15 protein-coding genes and 1 other RNA gene are annotated in these 19,251 nt (G+C 50.3%); 4 read left to right on the top strand and 12 right to left on the bottom strand.

Going from position 1 to position 19,251, the window contains the following annotated elements:
• Window positions 1-220: 220 nt before the first annotated feature.
• On the top strand, window positions 221-1,396 hold the full coding sequence (locus LK436_RS09710; protein WP_044930339.1) for an IS110 family transposase: 1,176 nt from the start codon (window positions 221-223) through the stop codon (window positions 1,394-1,396).
• A 344-nt stretch (window positions 1,397-1,740) separates the two neighbouring features.
• Here the strand turns inward: LK436_RS09710 and galE are convergent, their stop codons facing one another.
• The 3 genes from galE to ahpC all read right to left on the bottom strand — a co-directional run bounded on the left by galE (window position 1,741) and on the right by ahpC (window position 5,384).
• Complete coding sequence (gene galE / locus LK436_RS09705) at window positions 1,741-2,757, bottom strand: UDP-glucose 4-epimerase GalE (protein ID WP_008397934.1); 1,017 nt, start codon at window positions 2,755-2,757, stop codon at window positions 1,741-1,743.
• A gap of 561 nt (window positions 2,758-3,318) precedes the next feature.
• On the bottom strand, window positions 3,319-4,614 hold the full coding sequence (gene eno, locus LK436_RS09700) for a phosphopyruvate hydratase (protein WP_008397931.1): 1,296 nt from the start codon (window positions 4,612-4,614) through the stop codon (window positions 3,319-3,321).
• 206 nt (window positions 4,615-4,820) lie between these two features.
• Complete coding sequence (gene ahpC, locus LK436_RS09695) at window positions 4,821-5,384, bottom strand: alkyl hydroperoxide reductase subunit C (protein ID WP_008397929.1); 564 nt, start codon at window positions 5,382-5,384, stop codon at window positions 4,821-4,823.
• A gap of 241 nt (window positions 5,385-5,625) precedes the next feature.
• Here ahpC and LK436_RS09690 point away from each other — a divergent pair, with 241 nt between their 5' ends.
• Window positions 5,626-6,093: a hypothetical protein gene (locus LK436_RS09690; RefSeq protein ID WP_008397926.1), complete on the top strand. Its 468-nt coding sequence runs from the start codon at window positions 5,626-5,628 to the stop codon at window positions 6,091-6,093.
• A 32-nt stretch (window positions 6,094-6,125) separates the two neighbouring features.
• Here LK436_RS09690 and sigK read toward each other — a convergent pair whose 3' ends face one another.
• The 7 genes from sigK to LK436_RS09655 form a co-directional block, all read right to left on the bottom strand.
• Window positions 6,126-6,743 (bottom strand): RNA polymerase sporulation sigma factor SigK, encoded by a 618-nt coding sequence (gene sigK / locus LK436_RS09685; RefSeq protein WP_008397925.1) that lies wholly within the window; start codon window positions 6,741-6,743, stop codon window positions 6,126-6,128.
• Window positions 6,744-6,907: 164 nt separating this feature from the next.
• On the bottom strand, window positions 6,908-8,767 hold the full coding sequence (locus LK436_RS09680; protein ID WP_008397923.1) for an ABC transporter ATP-binding protein: 1,860 nt from the start codon (window positions 8,765-8,767) through the stop codon (window positions 6,908-6,910).
• Complete coding sequence (locus LK436_RS09675; RefSeq protein WP_008397921.1) at window positions 8,751-10,466, bottom strand: ABC transporter ATP-binding protein; 1,716 nt, start codon at window positions 10,464-10,466, stop codon at window positions 8,751-8,753. The genes LK436_RS09680 and LK436_RS09675 overlap by 17 nt, the downstream gene beginning before the upstream one ends.
• A 41-nt stretch (window positions 10,467-10,507) precedes the next feature.
• Entirely contained in the window at window positions 10,508-10,936 is a 429-nt protein-coding gene (locus tag LK436_RS09670) for a MarR family winged helix-turn-helix transcriptional regulator (protein ID WP_008397920.1), read from the bottom strand.
• A 369-nt stretch (window positions 10,937-11,305) separates the two neighbouring features.
• Entirely contained in the window at window positions 11,306-12,658 is a 1,353-nt protein-coding gene (locus LK436_RS09665; protein ID WP_008397918.1) for an ABC transporter permease, read from the bottom strand.
• Window positions 12,645-14,510 (bottom strand): COG1361 S-layer family protein, encoded by a 1,866-nt coding sequence (locus tag LK436_RS09660; RefSeq protein WP_008397917.1) that lies wholly within the window; start codon window positions 14,508-14,510, stop codon window positions 12,645-12,647. The genes LK436_RS09665 and LK436_RS09660 overlap by 14 nt, the downstream gene beginning before the upstream one ends.
• Window positions 14,507-15,394: an ABC transporter ATP-binding protein gene (locus LK436_RS09655; protein ID WP_015574304.1), complete on the bottom strand. Its 888-nt coding sequence runs from the start codon at window positions 15,392-15,394 to the stop codon at window positions 14,507-14,509. The genes LK436_RS09660 and LK436_RS09655 overlap by 4 nt, the downstream gene beginning before the upstream one ends.
• 224 nt (window positions 15,395-15,618) lie before the next feature.
• On the opposite strand from LK436_RS09655, the gene pyrB reads away from it, so the two are divergent.
• Window positions 15,619-16,542: an aspartate carbamoyltransferase gene (gene pyrB, locus LK436_RS09650; protein ID WP_008397915.1), complete on the top strand. Its 924-nt coding sequence runs from the start codon at window positions 15,619-15,621 to the stop codon at window positions 16,540-16,542.
• Window positions 16,536-16,964 (top strand): aspartate carbamoyltransferase regulatory subunit, encoded by a 429-nt coding sequence (locus tag LK436_RS09645; protein ID WP_008397914.1) that lies wholly within the window; start codon window positions 16,536-16,538, stop codon window positions 16,962-16,964. The genes pyrB and LK436_RS09645 overlap by 7 nt, the downstream gene beginning before the upstream one ends.
• Window positions 16,965-17,142: 178 nt before the next feature.
• Here LK436_RS09645 and rnpB read toward each other — a convergent pair.
• An RNA gene (rnpB, locus tag LK436_RS09640) (RNase P RNA component class A) lies at window positions 17,143-17,501 on the bottom strand.
• Between the two features lie 94 nt (window positions 17,502-17,595).
• Window positions 17,596-19,251 carry a nucleoside kinase gene (locus LK436_RS09635; protein ID WP_008397913.1) on the bottom strand — a complete coding sequence of 552 codons (1,656 nt, stop codon included), beginning with the start codon at window positions 19,249-19,251 and terminating at the stop codon, window positions 17,596-17,598.

Genomic DNA, 19,251 nt, shown 5'->3' with positions numbered 1-19,251 from the left:
GACCCTCTCCAAGGTCTGTATGCTATACTGTTTGGAGATACTGTGGATTGGTTTCATTTTCCTACCACTTGATGGTTACGGAAAGGCTCCAACCACAGTCTCTTTGTATCGTTGTTAATCAGTTAGATACCGCATGACGGTTGATTTAGAACGAGGTTACAAGCGCAGAGAGCTCTGTGGTCCTAAACAGTATCTAAATCTATTACTAAGGAGTGTTCTTATGATCTACGTTGGAATTGATGTCGCTAAGGATAAGCATGACTGCTTTATCACCAATTCAGATGGCAAAGTCCTTTTTCCGGTTTTTACCATTCAGAATAACCGGGATGGATTTGATGTTCTTTTTTCCAGGATTCAATCCTCTTCTTCAGATGTGTCCAATATAAAAGTAGGACTGGAGGCCACTGGACACTACTCTTACAACCTGCTCGGTTATCTTATTGACAAAGGTCTCCACACCTTCGTTATCAATCCGCTCCACACAAATCTTTACAGAAAAAGTCTCAGCCTTAGAAAGACGAAAACAGATAAGGTTGATGCCCGAACCATTGCTTTGATGCTCATGTCTGACGTGAACCTGAAGTCCTACTCAGATACATCATACCATAACGAGGAGTTAAAGTCACTCACCCGTTATCGTTTTCGTAAGGTTCAGGAACGCGCTCAGCTTAGACAGTCTGTTTCCAGGCTTGTTACCATTCTCTTTCCAGAATTGGAAAAACTTGTTCCTTCGCTTCATATCGCTTCTATCTACGCCCTTCTTTCCGAGTTTCCTTCTGCCGGAACGATTGCCTCCTGCCATTTGACACACCTGACGAAGCGGTTGGAAAACGCTTCAAAAGGCCGTTACAGCCGGGAGAAAGCGATTGAAATACGGAATGCTGCCAGAGCCTCCATCGGTTCCAACATGCCTGCCAAATCTCTGGAATTAAAGCACACACTCCGGCTAATTGGTGAACTGGATTCCGAAATCTCAGAAATTGAATCCGAAATCAAACGGATCATGGATGAAATCCATTCTCCCATCCTGACCATTCCAGGAATAGGCTACCGCATGGGCGCCATGATCCTGGCAGAGATTGGAGATTTCTCCCGCTTTGATTCGCCGGATAAGATCCTGGCATATGCCGGAGCTTCTCCATCTACCTATCAATCCGGGCAGATGGAATCCTCTTATTCCCACATGGAGAAACGGGGATCGCGCTATTTACGTTTTGCTCTGATCAATGCCACCAAATACGTCTGCCAATGGGATGAAACTTTCGGTGCATACCTTCAGAAGAAGATTTCTGAAGGGAAACACTACAACGTCGCCATCACCCACGCCGCAAAGAAACTTGTACGGTTAATTTACGCAATGGAAAAATCCGGCAAACCTTACATAAAAACGGCATAACTTTTTCTGCCCTATAACACTCTTTTAGAGCACCGATATCCGATGCTCTGTTTGTCGTGCGATTTTCAAGGTACAACGATCTATGAAATGCGTTCCCGCAATTCATTCAAAAGTCTTCATTTTAGACTTGACTTTTAATAGTTAGTCTTTCCAACCCAGTGCGATCCTCGCGGAGCGTTTTTATATCACAGGGAACGAAGTTTCCTGTTATATAAAAAAACACCTCTTATCTACCTGTTTTTATTATACCAGATGGATAAAAGGTGTTTCTTGCTTTTCTCTTACCATTTCATAAAAGATCAGAAACCTGTATTTTCTTTTTTCTTATTAATTTCTTTCTGAAATCAGCTTCTGTACCCGTCAGGGTTCATGGACTGCCATCTCCAGGAGTCAGCACACATCTCTTCGATGCCGCGCTCTGCTACCCAGCCCAGCTCCTCCTTTGCCTTTGTCGCATCGGCATAGCAGGTTGCGATATCGCCAGGTCTTCTGGGCTTGATCTCATACTTGATTTCCTTGCCGCAGGCCTTTTCATAGGCCTTAACCACATCGAGAACGCTGTAGCCCTTACCGGTTCCCAGATTGTAGATGCAGACGCCCGCCTTCTCCTCAATTTTCTTTAAGGCCTTCACATGGCCCACCGCCAGATCTACCACATGGATGTAATCGCGCACACCTGTTCCGTCGTGTGTCGGATAGTCATTTCCGAATACCCCAAGGCACGGTAACTTTCCGACTGCCACCTGAGCTATGTACGGTACCAGATTATTGGGGATACCCTTTGGATCCTCACCGATCATTCCGCTCTCGTGGGCTCCAATCGGGTTAAAATAGCGCAGCAGAACTACATTCCACTCCGGATCTGCCACATGGAAGTCTGTCAGAATCTGCTCTAACATACTCTTTGTCTGTCCGTAAGGATTCGTAATCGTTCCCTTTGGACATTCCTCTGTAATCGGTACAAACGCCGGATCTCCGTAAACCGTCGCCGAAGAGCTGAATACAATGTTTTTCACTCCATGCTTTCTCATCACATCACAGAGAACCAGGGTTCCTGTAATATTGTTGTAGTAATACTCCAAAGGCTTCGCAACAGACTCGCCTACTGCCTTAAGGCCTGCGAAATGGATGACGGAGTCAATCGTTTCGCTCTCAAAAATCTTCTCCAGAGCTTCCCTGTCCAGAATGTCTGCCTGGTAAAATTTCACCGGCTTGCCGGAAATCTTCTCCACGCGCTTTACTGCCTCCTCGCTGGAATTACAGAGATTGTCTACCACAACCACCTCATATCCTGCCTTTAAAAGCTCAAGGCAGGTATGACTTCCAATATAACCAGCTCCGCCTGTAACTAAAATAGCCATAATAAGTTCCTCCTATGCTTACAGCTTTGACCTCGGCCGGGCCTTTGTCTGCCCCTGTGCCGCTTTCTTGCAGGCTGACAGCCCACATGGATTCAGCCTCCTCAGTCCTCTTCGTCTATTATATCTTTTACCAGGCTGTAATACAATGTAAATAACAAATAATTTTGTTCAAATTTACACAGTGTCAGACCTTATACTTCTTACCTCCTGTTTAATACACTCCGTTTTTATTCTGTCCGGCATGTTCATCTCGCATTTTGTCCCTGCAAAGAGCAGGCAGACAGCCAGGGAGAAAATCGACAGGGCAATCCTGTACAGGAACATCTCCCGCGGTGCCCTTCCGCCCTTCGAATCCTCCTTAAATTGTCCGTGAGAAAAAAGCAGCTGGCTCCCGGTGTTGTTCCGGCAGCCAGCTGCTTTTGCCTCATCCGTCAGAGAGCCCTTTTCTCAGCGTTCCTTCGCGGTCTGCCTGCTCTCATGGGAGTATCCTGGTTTCTGTGTCCTTCTCTCTGTCTGGCCCTGTGCTGAGCCTCTGTCTTCTTTTACCTCTCTTTTCTGCTGCTATCTTCTGATATGAAATGCTTCAAATCCCGGATAGCACGCGCCCGCTCCCAGCTCCTCCTCAATTCTTAAAAGCTGGTTGTACTTGGCCACCCGCTCGCTTCTGCTGGGTGCTCCCGTCTTAATCTGGCAGGTGTTCAGAGCGACAGCCAGATCGGCGATTGTGGTATCCTCTGTTTCTCCTGAGCGGTGTGATGAAATAGCTGTATATCCCGCTCTGTGGGCCATCTTAATTGCCTCCAGCGTCTCTGATACAGAGCCTATCTGATTCAGCTTAATCAGAATGGAATTTCCGCATCCGAGAGAAATTCCCCTTCTCAGACGCTCTGTATTTGTCACAAACAGATCATCGCCCACAAGCTGAATCTTTCCGCCCAGCTCCTTTGTCATCATCTGCCAGCCTTCCCAGTCCTCCTCGTCAAGGCCGTCCTCAATGGAGTAAATGGGATATTTTTCTGCCAGTCTCTTCCAGTGATCTACAAGCTCGGCGGATGTGAACTTTCTGCCGCATTTCGGGAGTATATACTCTCCCTTGCGCTCTCCCTTCCACTCGCTGGAGGCTGCATCCATGGCCAGCACAAAATCCTTTCCCGGTTCATATCCGGCTCTTCTCACTGCTTCAAGAATATACTCGATGGCCTCCTCGTCGCTTGCCAGATCCGGAGCGAAGCCGCCCTCATCTCCCACGGAGGTTGCCAGGCCTTTCTCCTTTAAGAGAGCCTGAAGGGCATGAAATACTTCTGTGCACCAGCGCAGTCCCTCTCTGAAGCTGGATGCCCCTGCCGGCATGATCATGAACTCCTGTACATCCACTGTGTTTGCCGCATGGGCTCCTCCATTTAATATATTCATCATCGGAACCGGAAGTCTGTTTCCGTTTACGCCTCCGAGAAAGCGGTACAGGGGAATGCCCTGGGAAGTAGCCGCCGCTCTTGCGCAGGCGATGGATACTGCCAGGATGGCATTGGCGCCAAGCCTTGACTTGTCTTTTGTGCCGTCTGCCTCGATCATGGCCCTGTCAATCCCATAAATATCGGAAGCGTCCATACCGCAGAGAATCTCATTGATCTCTGTATTAATATTTTCCACTGCCTTTAAAACGCCCTTTCCTCCGAAGCGGCTTTTATCCTTGTCGCGCAGTTCCAGGGCCTCAAACTCTCCTGTCGATGCTCCGCTGGGCGCAGCTCCTCTGGCGCTTGTGCCGTCTGCCAGAAATACCTCAGCCTCCACGGTAGGATTTCCTCTGGAATCAATAATTTCCCGGCCGATTACCTTCTCAATCTCCAAATAATCCATAGCTTTCACGTCCTTTCCCGCAGCCTTCTGCCGCGTCCTTATCAGTGTCCCGCAACTGTCCCTGTTTCATTCCTTTTAAACAGATTTCTTTACTGTTTATGTCCTGCAGCTGCCATTATCTCTCGTTTTTTCTCTGAACAGACCCTGCCTTTTCCGCCCGCCTGCTCCTCTCCATGGCACGGCAGAGGCAGGAAAGCGGCCTGCCCTTAGAGCAGTCCCACCAGATCAAGGCTTGGCTTGAGGGTTTCCTCTCCCGGCTGCCATTTAGCGGGGCAGACTTCATCGCCATGCTCATACACAAACTGGGAGGCCTGGAGCCTTCTGAGCAGTTCCTCTGCATTTCTGCCTACATTTCCGGCAATAACCTCATAGGCCACGATTTTTCCCTCGGGATTTACAATAAAGCTGCCTCTCTCTGCCACCCCTTCCTCTTCAATCATCACATCAAAGGCTCTGGCAAGCGCCCCCGTGGGATCTGCCAGCATGGGATACTGAATCTTCTGGATTGTCTGGGAAGCGTCATGCCATGCTTTGTGAACATAATGGGTGTCACAGGACACACTGTAGATTTCGCAGTTCAGCTTCTGAAATTCCTCGTATTTGTCGGCCAGATCCCCCAGCTCTGTGGGGCAGACAAAAGTAAAATCTGCCGGGTAGAAAAAGAATATGCTCCACCTTCCCAGCACATCCGCTTTCGTCACCTCCCTGAAGGCTCCGCCCCCATAGGACTGCACTCTGAATTCGCTGATTTCCCTTCCGATTAACGACATAGAAAAGCCCTCCTTTTTATCAGATTGTCTGTTAGCTTCATTATATCCATATTTTATTGGTTAGTCATTACTAACTATTTATTATCTTACCACCTTTCCTGACGATTGTCAACAGCGTTCTCCCAGGCGCCAAGCCCGTTTTTATCAGCATTTTTACCTAAATTTTACTTTTTATTTCCTGAATTTATGGTAAAATGAACGTACAGAAAGTTTCTGGCAGAATAATGAAAAGGAGGAGCCTATGAGGAAAAAACTTTTATTTGTTCTTGGCACTGCCATGACCATCAGTCTCTGCATGCCAGTTCTCTCCCAGGCCGATGAATGGCATCAGGATTCCACCGGATGGTGGTATGAGATCGACGACGACGATGACGACGATGATTATGACGACTATGCAAAAGACGGATGGAAGCTGATCGACCAGAAGTGGTATTATTTCGACGCGGCCGGATACATGAAAACAGGTTGGATTCATCTTGATGATGACTGGTACTACCTGAATTCAGACGGTTCCCTTCTTACAAACGCCTATACGCCGGACGGCTACTGGGTGAACCACGACGGAGAGTGGGACGACGACGATAGGTACGATGACGACAGATATGATGATGACGACAGGTACGACGACGACAGATATGACGATGACGACGACAGGTACGACGATGACAGATATGACGACGATGACGATGATGACAGATACGATGATTAACTTCTGCCGCCGTTACCGCAGCTGAGGGAGGCCTAAAACGCCTCCCTCAGCTTTTCAATCGCCTTTTTTTCTATCCTGCTTACATAGGATCGCGATATTCCCAGCACAGCTGCAATCTCCCTCTGCGTGTGCTCCTTTGTGCCAAAGAGCCCGTACCGCATGCAGACTACCTTTTTCTCCATGTCCTTCAGGCATTTTGCATAAGCCTCATAGAGTTCTCTCACATCCTGCTCCATGATTATGGTATCGAGAACCTGCGTCTCCTCTGCCTCCAGCACATCCATCAGGCTCACCGTTTCTCCGTCCTTGTCTACGCCTATGGAATCGTAGAGCGACACATCCCTGGCCCTCTTTTTCCCCGCCCGGAACAGCATCAGAATCTCATTTTCGACACATTTGGCCGCATAAGTTGCAAGCCTGGAGCCTTTTTCTGCCTTAAAGGTATTTACCGCTTTAATAAGTCCAATGGTTCCAACTGAGAGAAGATCCTCCGTTTCATAGTCTGTATACTGGTATTTCTTTATTACGTGGGCCACAAGCCTCAGGTTTCTTTCTATCAGAACGGCTTTTGCTTCCTCATCGCCCTCCCTGCAACGCTTCAGGTATTCCCGCTCTTCTTCTGCTGTCAGTGGTTTTGGAAAAGTTTTCAAAAAAAGCCGCCTCTAGGTCACGTTAATCTATCTTATGCACCGGCGGCTTTTCAAGTGCTTTTCCTCCCCCTGGCGGAGCATGGCTTTTTATAATGAGATTTCTCTGTCCCTGTATGCAGGGCAATCCCTTTTGGCTTTCCCCTTTTTGTCAGCTTAACCCAATGTCAGCTTAACTCAAACATTCCCGTATAGAGCTGGTAATACTCTCCCTTCTGGCGAAGCAGATCCTCGTGGTCTCCCCGCTCGATAATCTGCCCCTGTTCCAGCACCATGATGGCATTAGAGTTTCGGACAGTGGAAAGCCTGTGGGCAATCACAAACACGGTTCTTCCCTCCATCAGCCGATCCATTCCCTTTTCGATCAGACTCTCAGTTCTCGTGTCGATGGAGCTGGTTGCCTCGTCGAGAATCAGGACAGGCGGATCTGCCACAGCGGCCCTGGCAATGGCCAAGAGCTGTCTCTGCCCCTGAGACAGATTGCCTCCGTCTGCGGTAACCATCGTGTCATATCCCTTGGGGAGCCTCCTGATAAAGGAGTCTGCATTGGCCAGCTTTGCCGCCTCCACAACCTCCTCGTCAGTGGCATCCAGCCTTCCGTACCGGATGTTGTCGGCAATGGTTCCTGTAAACAGATGCGTATCCTGTAGAACAATTCCGAGAGAACGCCGCAGATCATCCTTTTTGATTCTCCTGACGTCGATTCCGTCATAGGTAAGGCTGCCTCTGTCAATGTCGTAAAACCGGTTGATCAGGTTTGTGATCGTAGTCTTTCCGGCTCCTGTGGAGCCGACAAAGGCAATCTTCTGCCCCGGCTTTGCATAAAGGCTTATCTGCTTTAGAATCGGGTGCCCCGGCTCATACCCAAAGTCCACATGGTCGAACCGCACATCTCCCCGGAGGGGAATAAGCCTCTCCCCTCCATCCTCTGTCTTCTCCTTCCAGGCCCAGAGTCCTGTGCGCGTTTCTGACTCCTCCATGCTGCCGTCCGGGTTATCCTTCCTGTTTACCAGGGTTACGGTTCCCTCATCTGTTTCCGGCTCCTCGTCCATTGTCTCGAAAATCCGCTCCGCTCCTGCCAGGGCGGCCAGCATGAAGTTAGACTGCAGGGTAAACTGGTTCAGGGGCATGGCTGTCTGGCGCACAAAGACCAGGTAGCTGCTCAGACTTCCCACATCCGTCCAGCCCCGCAGGACCATATAGCCTCCCACCATGGCTACAATGGCAAAATTCACATAGGAAATGCTGACAATGACAGGAACCATGCTTCCGGAATAGGTGAGGGCGTTCGTGGCCGCCTCCTGAAGATTCCTGTTTTTTCTTCGGAACTCCTCGATGCTGGCCTCCTCGTGGTTGAACACCTTCACCACCTTCTGCCCTGCTGTCCGCTCCTCCACAAAGCCGTTTAAATCTCCCAGATACTTCTGCTGGAAGTTAAAATAATACTTGCTCTTCTTTCCGCTGTATCTGATATAGGAGAACATCAGAATGTAGCAGACAAACACAATCAGGGACAGCCTCCAGTTCAGCACAAAAATCAGGGTCAGAGTTCCCACAATCTGGATAAAGCTCTGGATGATCATGGCAAAGCTGTTGTTCAGGGCGTCTGAGATAGTGTCCACATCATTGGTAAAACGGCTCATGATATCCCCGTGCGTTCTGGTGTCAAAGTATTTCAGTGGGAGCTTCTGCACGTGGCCGAACAGATCCCGGCGGATCTCAAAGATAATCTTCTGGGCCGCCACCACCATGGTCTGGGTATAGCCGTAGGCCGCCAGGACTCCGCAAAGGTACACTGCCGCCGTGAACATCACAGCCTTTACAAGGCCGTCTAAGTCGCCGGGCACTATGTAATTATTTACAATCGGCTTAAGCATATAGGTTCCAATAAGGCCCGCCGAGGCACTGATCGACACGAGCACAGCCACCAGAAGCAGAAGGAACTTATGATTTCCCATATAGCCCAGGAGCTTTAAAAAGGTCTTTTTCAGGTTTTTCGGTCTCTTTCCGTTAAACTGTCTCGCCATCTTTCTCTGCTCCTTTCTGCTGGGAATAGTAGAGCTCCTGATAGATCGGATCCTTCTCCAAAAGCTCCCTGTGGGTTCCCACTGCGTGGATTTTTCCATCCTCCAGAATCACAATCTGATCCGCATCCATGACGGAAGTGATCCTCTGTGCGATGATAATCTTTGTCATATCGGAAAGCTTTGCAAGCTCTGCCCGTATTTTTGCGTCTGTGGCCGTGTCCACGGCGCTGGTGGAGTCGTCAAAAATCAATACCTTCGGATGCTTTAAAAGCGTCCTGGCGATACAGAGTCTCTGCTTCTGGCCGCCGGAGACATTGACGCCGCCCTGTCCCAGGTCCGTATCATACCCCTCCGGGAACCGGCCGATGAACTCATCCACACAGGCTGCATGGCAGGCCCACTCGATCTCCTTCTCATCAGCGCCCTCATTTCCCCACAGCAGGTTTTCCCGGATACTCCCTGAAAACAGAACATTTTTCTGGAGCACAATGCCCACAGCGTCCCTCAGGTGCTTCAGGGAAAAGCGCTTCACATCCTTCCTGTCAATCAGAAGCTGCCCTGAGGTAATGTCATAGAGCCGGGGGATCAGCTGCACCAGGGTGCTCTTTGCAGAACCGGTTCCTCCGATAATTCCCACGGTTTCTCCGGCCCGTATGTGAAGGTTTATGTCGGAAAGCACATATTCCTTCGCATCCTCCCTGTACTTGAAGTACACATGCTCAAAGTCAATGGAGCCGTGCTCCACCGTTTCCACTGTGTCCTCCCCGTCCACCAGATCCAGAGGCTCGTCAAAGACCTCGCCGATTCGTCTGGCGCTGGCAAGGGAGCGGGTGAGCATCAGGAACACATTGGAGATCATCATCAGGGAATTGATGATCTGCTGCACATAGGTCAGAAATCCTGTCAGCTCTCCCACCTGCATGCCGCCTATCTGCACCATCCTCCCTCCAAACCAGAGGATCATGACGACCGCTCCGTACATGACAAGCTGGAAAGCCGGAAGGTTCAGCACTGCATAGTGGAAGGTTTTCTGGCTGGTTTTCTTTAAATCGCTGTTTACCTGCGCAAATTTTTCCTCCTCGTACTCGCCGCGGACAAAGGCCTTCACAACGCGGATGGCATTCAGGTTTTCCTGCACAATGGCATTCACCCGGTCGACAGCCCTCTGAAGCCTCCCGTACATGGGGGCCACATGACTCACGATAGAGTAGAGGATAAAGGCAAGGATCGGAATGCAGACAGCAAATACTAAAACCAGCTTCCGGTTCAGGTAAAAGGTCATACCAAGCCCCATGAGCAGCATCACAGGGCTTCGCACCAGAGGTCTCAGGCCTCCGCTTACCGCATTCTGCATCACAGTGACATCTGTCGTCATACGCGTAATCAGGGAAGAGGTTTCGAAGTGATCCAGGTTGCCGAAGGAATACTCCTGCACCTTGATATATTCCGCTTCCCTGAGAGCGGCTCCGAAGCCGTTGGCGGCTCTTGCGGAAAATCTGGCATAGATAAGGCCCGTAATCAGGGCCAGCAGAGCGCAGCCCATCATAATCATGCCCCGCTCTACAATGTAGTCCATATCGTGGTTTGCCACCCCCACGTCAATCATGTCAGCCATCAGCATGGGGATCGTAAGCTCAAAACTGGCCTCTATCACCACAAACAGCACAGCCAGAATAAACTGCTTCCTGTATGGCTTCATGTATCTGAAAATTCGCTCTAAATCCTTCACCGCTTCCTCCTTTAAAGGGCATCCTTCCCGCTGAGATTCTTGTAAATCCGCTTCAAATACTCTGTCAGCTCCCTCTTCTCCTTCTCAGAAAAGCCGGCCAGCATCTCTTCCTCCACCTCCTGGCAGCGGGTCTCCCACAGCTTATACTGTCTGAGCCCTGTCTCTGTCAGGGAAAGGCTTCCCGCTCTCCGGTTGTTCTCCGCCACCGTTCTTCTGATCAGGCCGCCCTTCTCCAAGGTATCGAGAATACGGCTGACAGTGGCCGGCTCAATATCGCAGTACTCCGCCACATCCTTCTGCATACAGCCCTCATGACTGACCAGGTAGCCGAGAATCTTAGGCTGACCAGGCGCCAGCTTAATCTGTGCCATAAACGGGCGAAGACGCTTCCTCTGTGCGTGAAAAACCCTGTACAGAAGCATTTCCAGATACAGCTTCATTTTCTCTCCTCCTTCCCCAAAAGCTGGTGCCCTTTTGTCTATTCATCCTGACACCCAGTCTTTTTTGTTCAGCGCAATCATTGTATAATGCAACTGTTAGGATGCTAATTATAACACATTCATTGTATCTCTCCTGCTGAAAATGTCAATAGGCCGGGAATTTTATTCCTGCAAAGTCATAAAATTCCCGGCCTTCCGGTATTGTTCCTTCGTACATCTTTTGGGGCACTTATCTTTTGAGGCACTGTCCTTTACCGCCTGTCGTACAACGCTTCCACGATTCCATTCTCGTTTTGCGTTTCTGTCAGCCTGAGCTTCCTCTCTCCCTGAAATGGCCCGAACAGGCGGATTCCCTCTTCGAGCAGCCTCCTACTCATTCCTGATAGCCGCAAGGGGACTTAGTTTCATTGCCCTCTGTGCAGGGAAAAATCCGGCTATCATTCCGATCAGAACAGCAAAGCCCACAGCCGCCAGAGCAAGCCAGGGCGGAATCATGGAAAGACGGCTGCTCATGCCCGCCGTCAGGCTGGGTGCCAGAAAGCGGTTGACAAGGGCCGACACGCCGTAGCTCAGTATCAGTCCGATCACCCCTCCCATGAATCCTATGAAGCCAGCTTCAATTAAAAACATGCTTCGGATATTTCCCATAGCACATCCCAGTACCTTCAGCACGCCGATCTCTTTTGTCCTCTCGTAGATGGACATCATCATGGTGTTGGCGATGCCGATGGCTGCGACGAACAGGGACACTGCCCCGATTCCGCCCAGGACAGCCTGAACCATACTGGACTGTTTCTGTGAGGATTCCAGCCAGTCCATACGGCTGCTGGCCTCATAGCCCATGGTGATAAGCTGCTGCTGGACTTCCTTTACATTGTCCATATCGTCTACATTGACAACCGCCTGCTCGTAGATAAAGTAGGGATATGGCTTTCCCTTTTTGTTGGTAGGCTGGCCTGGTATGGGATCCTTTTTAAATACCTGCTTTAGCTGAGCCTTCAGCTTTTCCAGATCCACATATACGCTGTAGCTGTACTCATTGTAGTCCTCCGGTCCTCCCTCCACCAAAGCGGCGGTATTCAGCATATATTTTTTAGGCGGCTGTACATTTTCACCGTCTGCCCCTGTCCCGCCGGACTGGGATTGGTAGTAGGCGTTCATGTCAAAAATCACAAACATGGGGCGGTTCATGAAATCCACATCCGGCTCTTCCCCCGTATCCCAATACCCCTTCCCTGTCTTGGAATTGCTGAAGTTTCGAGCCACCATATTTCCCACCACCATCTCAAGTCCCTCTGCGTTGGGGGAGGGGCGGCTGCCCTTTCCCAGCGGAATATCCTTCATAAAGTCCAGAGGAACTCCTGTCATGGTCACATATCCTTCATAGGCCCCCTGCTTCATCAGGACACTCATAGTAAGCATCGGATAGACAGAGGTCACATGGGGAATTTCTGCAAAGCTCTTTATGGTCTCATCTGTCATGAATTTGTCCTCTGACACATCCTCGCCGTTCATGTTCTGATAATTATAGATTTCAATGGCTGTCAGGCTGCCCGATGAACGGATATTCTCCATGGTGAAATTATTCAGTCCGATTCCCAGAGAAACCATTACTACGATGGAGGCAGTGCCGATGACTACTCCGAGAACAGTCAGAAAGGTTCTGAGCTTTCGCCGGCGCAGATTATTGACGCTCATGATGAGCAGATCAAGAAATCTCATCGTCTATATCCTCTTCCTCCTCTTTCAGTGCCTTCTTCTTTTTTCTGTGGCGGTAAACGCCGGCTCCCGTACCGGCCCCGGCCAGTGCAAGGACTGCAAGAGCCGGAATCTTGAATTTGTCAAAGAGAGATGGCTCTTCCTCCATCATCATCTCATCCATTCCGTCCATGGTGCCCATGTCCGCCGTCTCCTCCACCGGCTCCGTGACGAGGAGGCTCATCTCCTTTTCCACCTCCGTCACCGCTCCGTTTTCATCCTCATAGGAGATAATGATCTTTATCTTTCCATCGTCCATCGTTGGAGACGCGCCTGTGATCATGGTATCCACGTTTCCCGTCTTTCCCGGTTCAATGTTTCCTACATAGGCGTCTGTTTTCTGGATGGAGTCTCCCTCAAAAGTAGCTGTCACATTGTAGAGAAGTACCTTTCCCGTATTGTTAATGCCAAACATGACATTCGTTTCCGAGCCTACGGTGATGCTCTCCGGCATCACGTCGATGGTACTGGTGCTGAGTCTCGCCTTCTGCTTCACAGGGAGGGAGATAGAAACAGATTCCTCTGCATTCTTGAACTCAGGGCTGTCGTACTTTTCCTTGATGGTCATGGTGTAGGACTTCTGCTCCGCTGTCGGAGATGAATTAAACAAAAGCTCCAGATCCACGGTCTGTCCGGGCGCCAGACTGTTTACCACCAGGGAGGAGGAACCGCTTTCTGTGGTGAATACCGGATTTTTTTCTGTGTCCTCCGAACTGAAAGTAAAAAGGATATTGCTTGCCTGCACATCGGACGACGCATTTTTCATCCTGATTTTCAGCACAAACGGGGTTCCCGCATAGACCTCAGCCGGCTCTGTAGAAAAGCTGTCTACAATGATCCTGGCCTTCGTCCTCTCATTTTCGCCTGCATCGGCCTCCAGATCGTCGTCATCTTCTCCCTTGACACGGACATAGAATACCTTCTCCACCGGCTCCTCAAAGTCTCCGTCTTCTGTCTCCCTGTATGTAATCTTGTAGGTAATCGGATAAAAGCCGGACTTGGCATCCTCTCTGACAGCCATGCTGTACGGTACGGACACCGTCTGGTTTACCTCCAGATCTCCCATTTTCCTGTCATAATTTCCGTCATTGATATCAAAGGGGAATTTCTCCACCGCCGCGTCAAGCTGCATATAAACGCGTACATCGTACATTTTTCTGTGTCCGCTGTTTCTTAAGTTTACCCCAAAATTCAGCACCTCGCCGTAAGCTCCAAATGGTGTGGACTGATTTTCTCCGATGGTAATATCATAGTCCATCTCCTCCGTTTCCTCCTCCGTTCCGTCAGAAGCCGATACCCAGAGATTGACGCCTACGGTTTTTTCGTGATCCCGGCTGCTGTTCAAATCAAAAAAGGCCTGATAGTAGCCTGCCGGAAGATCCCTTCTGAGCTGAAAGGTCATAGACACTGTTTTAGAGGAATTTTTACGGATGGTTCCCACCTTTTTATCCTCAAAGGTTGAGGAGTCCGCCTCAAACGGAAACTGGGTGTTGTAATTGCGGATCGTGTTTTCGTCCTCCTCCGTATCATCCTCCTCCTCTTCAAACACATTATTCAGAATATCGTCATATCGCTGCCCGCCGACCAGGGTGATAGTGGTATCCTCCATGTCGTAATCCTGATCATTCACAATTTTCATGCGGATTGTAATCTTATCTCCGGCCTTTCCTCTGGGGACCTTGCTGACTTCAATTCGGCCGTCGTTGAAATTTGTCATGTCCATCATGCCTGCATACACCTGCCCCGGCAGTCCCGCAAGCACCATGCACACGGCCAAAAGCAGCGTAAAGGTCTGTCCAAGCTTTTTTATCCTCATGTTCTGTCCTCCCTGTTTTTTTTCTCTTCCCCTGTGCTGTCCGGCTGCTTCTCCTGTTTTTCTCCAGCCTCCAGGTTTTCCTCCCCGTCATCCGGCGGCCCTGTCTTTTCTTCATCCGGCCGGGTTTCCCCTACAGCCTCCTGTGAGCTGTGATCCATCGTTTCTATCTTCACGATCTTTCCGTCAATAATATGAAAAATCCTGTCCGCATAGGTGGCCAGGTGATCGTCATGGGTAACCATGACAAGTGTCTGGTTCTGCTCCCGGACAATTTTCTGCATCAGCTTTAAAACTTCCATCGTTGTTTTGGAATCCAGGTTTCCTGTGGGCTCATCGGCAAAGATAATCTTCGGCTTTACCGCCAGAGCCCTGGCAATTCCCACTCTCTGCTGCTGCCCGCCCGACATCTGATTCGGCATATGATCGGATACGTGTGACAGCCCCACCAGCTTCAGATACTTCTGTGCCTTGCGGATCCTCTCCTTTTTTCCGATTCCGCGGAAGGCCAGAGGCAGAGCCACATTCTCGATGGCGTTCATGGTGCCTAAAAGGTTATAGGACTGAAAAATGAAGCCCACCCGCTCCCGCCGGAAGGCTACCAGCTGATCCTCCTTCATCTTCTCGATATGCTTTCCTGCTATCACAATCTCGCCCTTTGTAGGCTTCTCAAGCCCTGCCAGCATATTTAAAAGTGTGGACTTTCCCGAACCGGACGGCCCCACAATGGCACAGAACTCTCCCTTGTACATCGTAAAATCCACCCCGTTCAGGGCATGGACCTTCGTTTCGCCCACCCGGTAGATCTTATACAGCCTTCTTACCTGAATGACAGGACTTCTCGTTTCCTTCTCTGAAGGCCTGACTGCCTCTCTCTCTTCTTCCATATCCTGTCCCCCCTTTGACGGCTTTATCCTGCTCCCGCCAGGCATTTTTCATCACGGCCGGACAGATCTCGCCTGTTCTTTTCTCCTCCATTATACCCAATAACCGTACAAAGGCCTACCTTATTTTTCTTAAATTCTCTTAAAAATTTCTTACACGGTCTGGTAATTGTGTCTGCAATCCGCTATAATTAGTTCAAATCTATGTTAACACAAAGGAGAGCCAAATGAGACATTTGTTAAATCCTCTGGATTTTTCCGTTGAAGAGATCGGCCAGCTTCTCGATCTGGCAAATGATATAGAGAAAAATCCACAGAAATATGCCCACGTCTGTGACGGCAAAAAATTAGCGACCCTGTTTTACGAGCCAAGCACCAGAACACGCCTGAGCTTTGAATCCGCCATGCTTCGCCTGGGAGGCAGCGTGCTGGGATTCTCCTCCGCCGACTCCAGCTCTGCGGCGAAGGGTGAGAGCGTTTCCGATACAATCCGCGTTATCTCCTGCTATGCAGACATCTGCGCCATGCGCCATCCGAAGGAGGGGGCACCTATGGTAGCTTCCGCTCACTCCCGCATCCCTGTCATCAACGCAGGAGACGGGGGACATCAGCACCCTACACAGACTCTTACCGATCTTCTGACTATCCGTTCCTTAAAGGGACGCCTGGATCACCTGACTGTAGGGCTGTGCGGGGATCTGAAATTCGGCCGCACAGTTCACTCTCTGATCAACGCCCTGGTGCGGTACTCAGATATCCGCTTTGTCCTCATCTCTCCGCCGGAGCTTCGCATTCCCGACTACATCAGGGAGGATGTGCTGGAGGCGAAGGGAATTGAATTTAAAGAGGTGGAAAATCTCGATGACGCCATGCCGGATCTTGACATCCTCTACATGACCCGCGTGCAGAAGGAGCGTTTCTTCAACGAGGAGGACTACATCCGCATGAAGGACTGCTATATTCTGGACAGACAGAAGATGAAGCTGGCAAAGGATGACATGTACGTTCTCCATCCGCTTCCGAGAGTAAACGAGATTTCCGTGGAGGTGGATGACGATCCGAGGGCTGCTTATTTCAAACAGGTGCAGTACGGCGTCTATGTGAGAATGGCGCTTATTATGACTTTACTGGGGGTGGAAAGACCATGTTAAATATCAGCGGACTGAGCGAGGGCATTGTCCTTGACCATATCGAAGCCGGAAAAAGTATGGATATTTACTTTAAACTGGGGCTGGACAAGCTGGACTGCCAGATTGCCATTATCAAGAATGCCAAAAGCTCCAAGATGGGAAAGAAGGATATTATCAAGATAGACGGCGGACTGGATGTGGTGGATCTGGACGTGCTCGGCTACATTGACCACAACATTACCGTAAACATCATCCGTGACAGCCGGATTGTGGAAAAGAGGAGCCTGGACCTGCCGAGGAAGATCACCAATGTGATCCAGTGCAGAAATCCGCGCTGCATTACCTCCATTGAGCAGGAGCTTCCCCACGTCTTCTACCTGGCTGACGAGAAAAAGGAGATTTACCGCTGCCTGTACTGTGAAGAAAAATATGAAAAGAAATAAAAAAGCAGCCCCTGTGTCCGGAGAGGAGGTCCTCCTCTCCCAGGCCCGGAGGGCTGTTTTTCATTTCTCTTTTCACCGGAAGAAACAGGCGTTCTGCCTTTCCTGGCTCACTTCTCTTTACAAACCGGATTTTCTCCAAAGCAAAAAGCTGCACAGAATTCTCCATGCAGCTTTTCTGTCTCCGAGCAAAACGATAAGCCGGGTTATGTCGTTGAATGGCCATCTATCCACTTCTGCCGTCGCCGGCAGACTCTAGCGACCTACCCGAAAGCAGACGGGCCGCCTTATGCTTTCTGTTCGGTCTTGCTTCGGATGGGGTTTACATGTGCCCCGCCTGTTGCCAGCCGGGCGGTAGTCTCTTACACTGCCTTTCCACCCTTACGCGGCTGCATCTTCTGCCCCGCGCGGTTTATTTCTGTTGCACTGTCCCTGGAGTCGCCTCCGCCAGACGTTATCTGGCATCCTGCCCTGTGAAGCCCGGACTTTCCTCACCTGCGGCCTTTCGGCACCTGCAGCTGCGGCCATTTGTCTTACTCGGAAAACTTATATAGTCTATCACATTTTTTTCTGTTTGTCCATTCCCGCAAGGAGGAATCTTGCGTTTTTGGCAGCTGCCGGACGGCAGAGCCCCCTATATCCGAAAGCAGCTTCCGCCGATAAACTCCCGGATCATGGAATTGTGCGGTATCAGCTCGCTGCCCACTCCCAGAAAATAGTCCAGGAACTTGAGGAGCCGCTTGGCTTCTGCATACTCCGGCGAGTCAGACGGGATTCCAAACAGAAGAGGCTCTGCGTACTGCTTAAGGACGGCCAGCTCATAGAGCAGGGCAGAGTTAAACATCACATCTGCGCTCTCCTGGAAGGGGAAAATGTTTTTCTCCTCCCCGCGCCTTACTGAATCCCACATGCGTATGGTTTCCTGGGCGGATGCTCCCCTGGTTCTGGCATCCCGGATCATGCGGCGCAGAAGTCTTCCGTCTGTGGTGGGAATCCTGTTGTGCTCGTCGATATTGAGCTGAGTCAGGGCGCTGATATAGATCCGGAATTTCTTCTCCTTCGGAAGGGAATAGGACAGCCTGTCGTTCAGGCAGTGGATTCCCTCAATCACGAGAATATCCTCCGCTCCCAGCTTCAGGAAATCTCCCCTGTATTCTCTCTCCCCACTGATAAAATTGTAGCGGGGCAGTTCTACCATCTCGCCGGCGAGAAGGGCAGTCATATCCTCGTTAAACTGTCTGACATCCAGACATTCCAGAGCCTCATAGTCGTAGTTCCCGTTTTCATCCCTCGGGCTGTTTACGCGGTTGACAAAGTAATTATCCACAGAGATCGGGTGAGGTCTGAGCCCCAGCGCCTGAAGCTGGATGGAAAGCCGGCGGGAAAAGGTAGTCTTTCCTGAAGATGAGGGGCCTGCAATCATCACCAGCTTCCGATCCGGCCTTGCGGCCACGGCCTCTGCGATATCACCGATCTTTTTTTCCTGAAAGGCCTCCTGCATCAGAATCAGCTCATTCATCCGCCCTGCCGTTATCGCCTCATTTAATGAACCCACATCGGAGATGCCCAGCCGTTCTCCCCATTCCTCCGACTCTCTCTGTACGTCAAAGAGCTTCTTTCTGGGCACCAGCGCGCTGATATGCTCCGGTGCGCTTCTGCCCGGAAGCAGAAGGACAAAGCCGCTCTCGTAGAGAGCCAGATCGTAATATTTGATAAAGCCTGTATGCTCCACCATGTACCCGTAGAAATAGTCCTGGAAATTCCCGATGGAGTACACGTTTACTCTGGAAGCCCTCCTGAATCGAAACAGCTTTTCCTTGTCATACATTCTGTGACGGTGAAACTGTTCCACCGCCTCTGATGTGTTGACGCTCTGCTTGATGATGGGCAGACACATGGACTGCAGCTCTCCCATTCTGGCCTTCACGTTTTTAAGAAGAGAACTATCCAGGTCAAACTCTCCCTCCGGCTCTACATAGAGACCCTGCCCTACGGAAAAGCAGACCGTTATCTTTTTTACTTTATCCCCTCCCACAGTGTCATAGAAGGCCTTCAGCATCAGAAATACAGCGCTTCTCTGGTAAGTCTGCCAACCTTCCCTGTCTGCTGCCGTGATCAGAGAAATTTCGCAATCCCCCTTCAGTTTTTTGCTGAGTTCCCGAAGTCTCCCATTCGCCCTCACAAGCAGAATATCGTGGCTCACCTTTTCTCTGAAGTCCGCCGCTATCGCGCTGTACGGCATTCCCTCCGGATACTCTCTCCTCTCCCCCTCCACTGTCACAAAAGCCAT

The sequence above is a fragment of the Clostridium sp. M62/1 genome (genome assembly GCF_020736365.1).
GTDB classification, from domain to species: domain Bacteria; phylum Bacillota; class Clostridia; order Lachnospirales; family Lachnospiraceae; genus Otoolea; species Otoolea saccharolyticum_A.
The sequence above is the reverse complement of the archived record's forward strand: the minus strand, read 5'-3'. Positions and strand labels throughout refer to the sequence as shown.

What these genes read in the sequence shown, in the direction of transcription:
- LK436_RS09710 (WP_044930339.1), top strand. Translation starts at nt 221, where the DNA reads ATGATCTACGTTGGAATTGATGTCGCTAAGGATAAGCATGACTGCTTT.
- galE (WP_008397934.1), bottom strand. Translation starts at nt 2,757, where the DNA reads ATGGCTATTTTAGTTACAGGCGGAGCTGGTTATATTGGAAGTCATACC.
- eno (WP_008397931.1), bottom strand. Translation starts at nt 4,614, where the DNA reads ATGGATTATTTGGAGATTGAGAAGGTAATCGGCCGGGAAATTATTGAT.
- ahpC (WP_008397929.1), bottom strand. Translation starts at nt 5,384, where the DNA reads ATGTCGTTAATCGGAAGGGAAATCAGCGAATTCAGAGTGCAGTCCTAT.
- LK436_RS09690 (WP_008397926.1), top strand. Translation starts at nt 5,626, where the DNA reads ATGAGGAAAAAACTTTTATTTGTTCTTGGCACTGCCATGACCATCAGT.
- LK436_RS09680 (WP_008397923.1), bottom strand. Translation starts at nt 8,767, where the DNA reads ATGGCGAGACAGTTTAACGGAAAGAGACCGAAAAACCTGAAAAAGACC.
- LK436_RS09675 (WP_008397921.1), bottom strand. Translation starts at nt 10,466, where the DNA reads ATGAAGCCATACAGGAAGCAGTTTATTCTGGCTGTGCTGTTTGTGGTG.
- LK436_RS09670 (WP_008397920.1), bottom strand. Translation starts at nt 10,936, where the DNA reads ATGAAGCTGTATCTGGAAATGCTTCTGTACAGGGTTTTTCACGCACAG.
- LK436_RS09665 (WP_008397918.1), bottom strand. Translation starts at nt 12,658, where the DNA reads ATGAGATTTCTTGATCTGCTCATCATGAGCGTCAATAATCTGCGCCGG.
- LK436_RS09660 (WP_008397917.1), bottom strand. Translation starts at nt 14,510, where the DNA reads ATGAGGATAAAAAAGCTTGGACAGACCTTTACGCTGCTTTTGGCCGTG.
- LK436_RS09655 (WP_015574304.1), bottom strand. Translation starts at nt 15,394, where the DNA reads ATGGAAGAAGAGAGAGAGGCAGTCAGGCCTTCAGAGAAGGAAACGAGA.
- pyrB (WP_008397915.1), top strand. Translation starts at nt 15,619, where the DNA reads ATGAGACATTTGTTAAATCCTCTGGATTTTTCCGTTGAAGAGATCGGC.
- LK436_RS09645 (WP_008397914.1), top strand. Translation starts at nt 16,536, where the DNA reads ATGTTAAATATCAGCGGACTGAGCGAGGGCATTGTCCTTGACCATATC.
- LK436_RS09635 (WP_008397913.1), bottom strand. Translation starts at nt 19,251, where the DNA reads ATGGCTTTTGTGACAGTGGAGGGGGAGAGGAGAGAGTATCCGGAGGGA.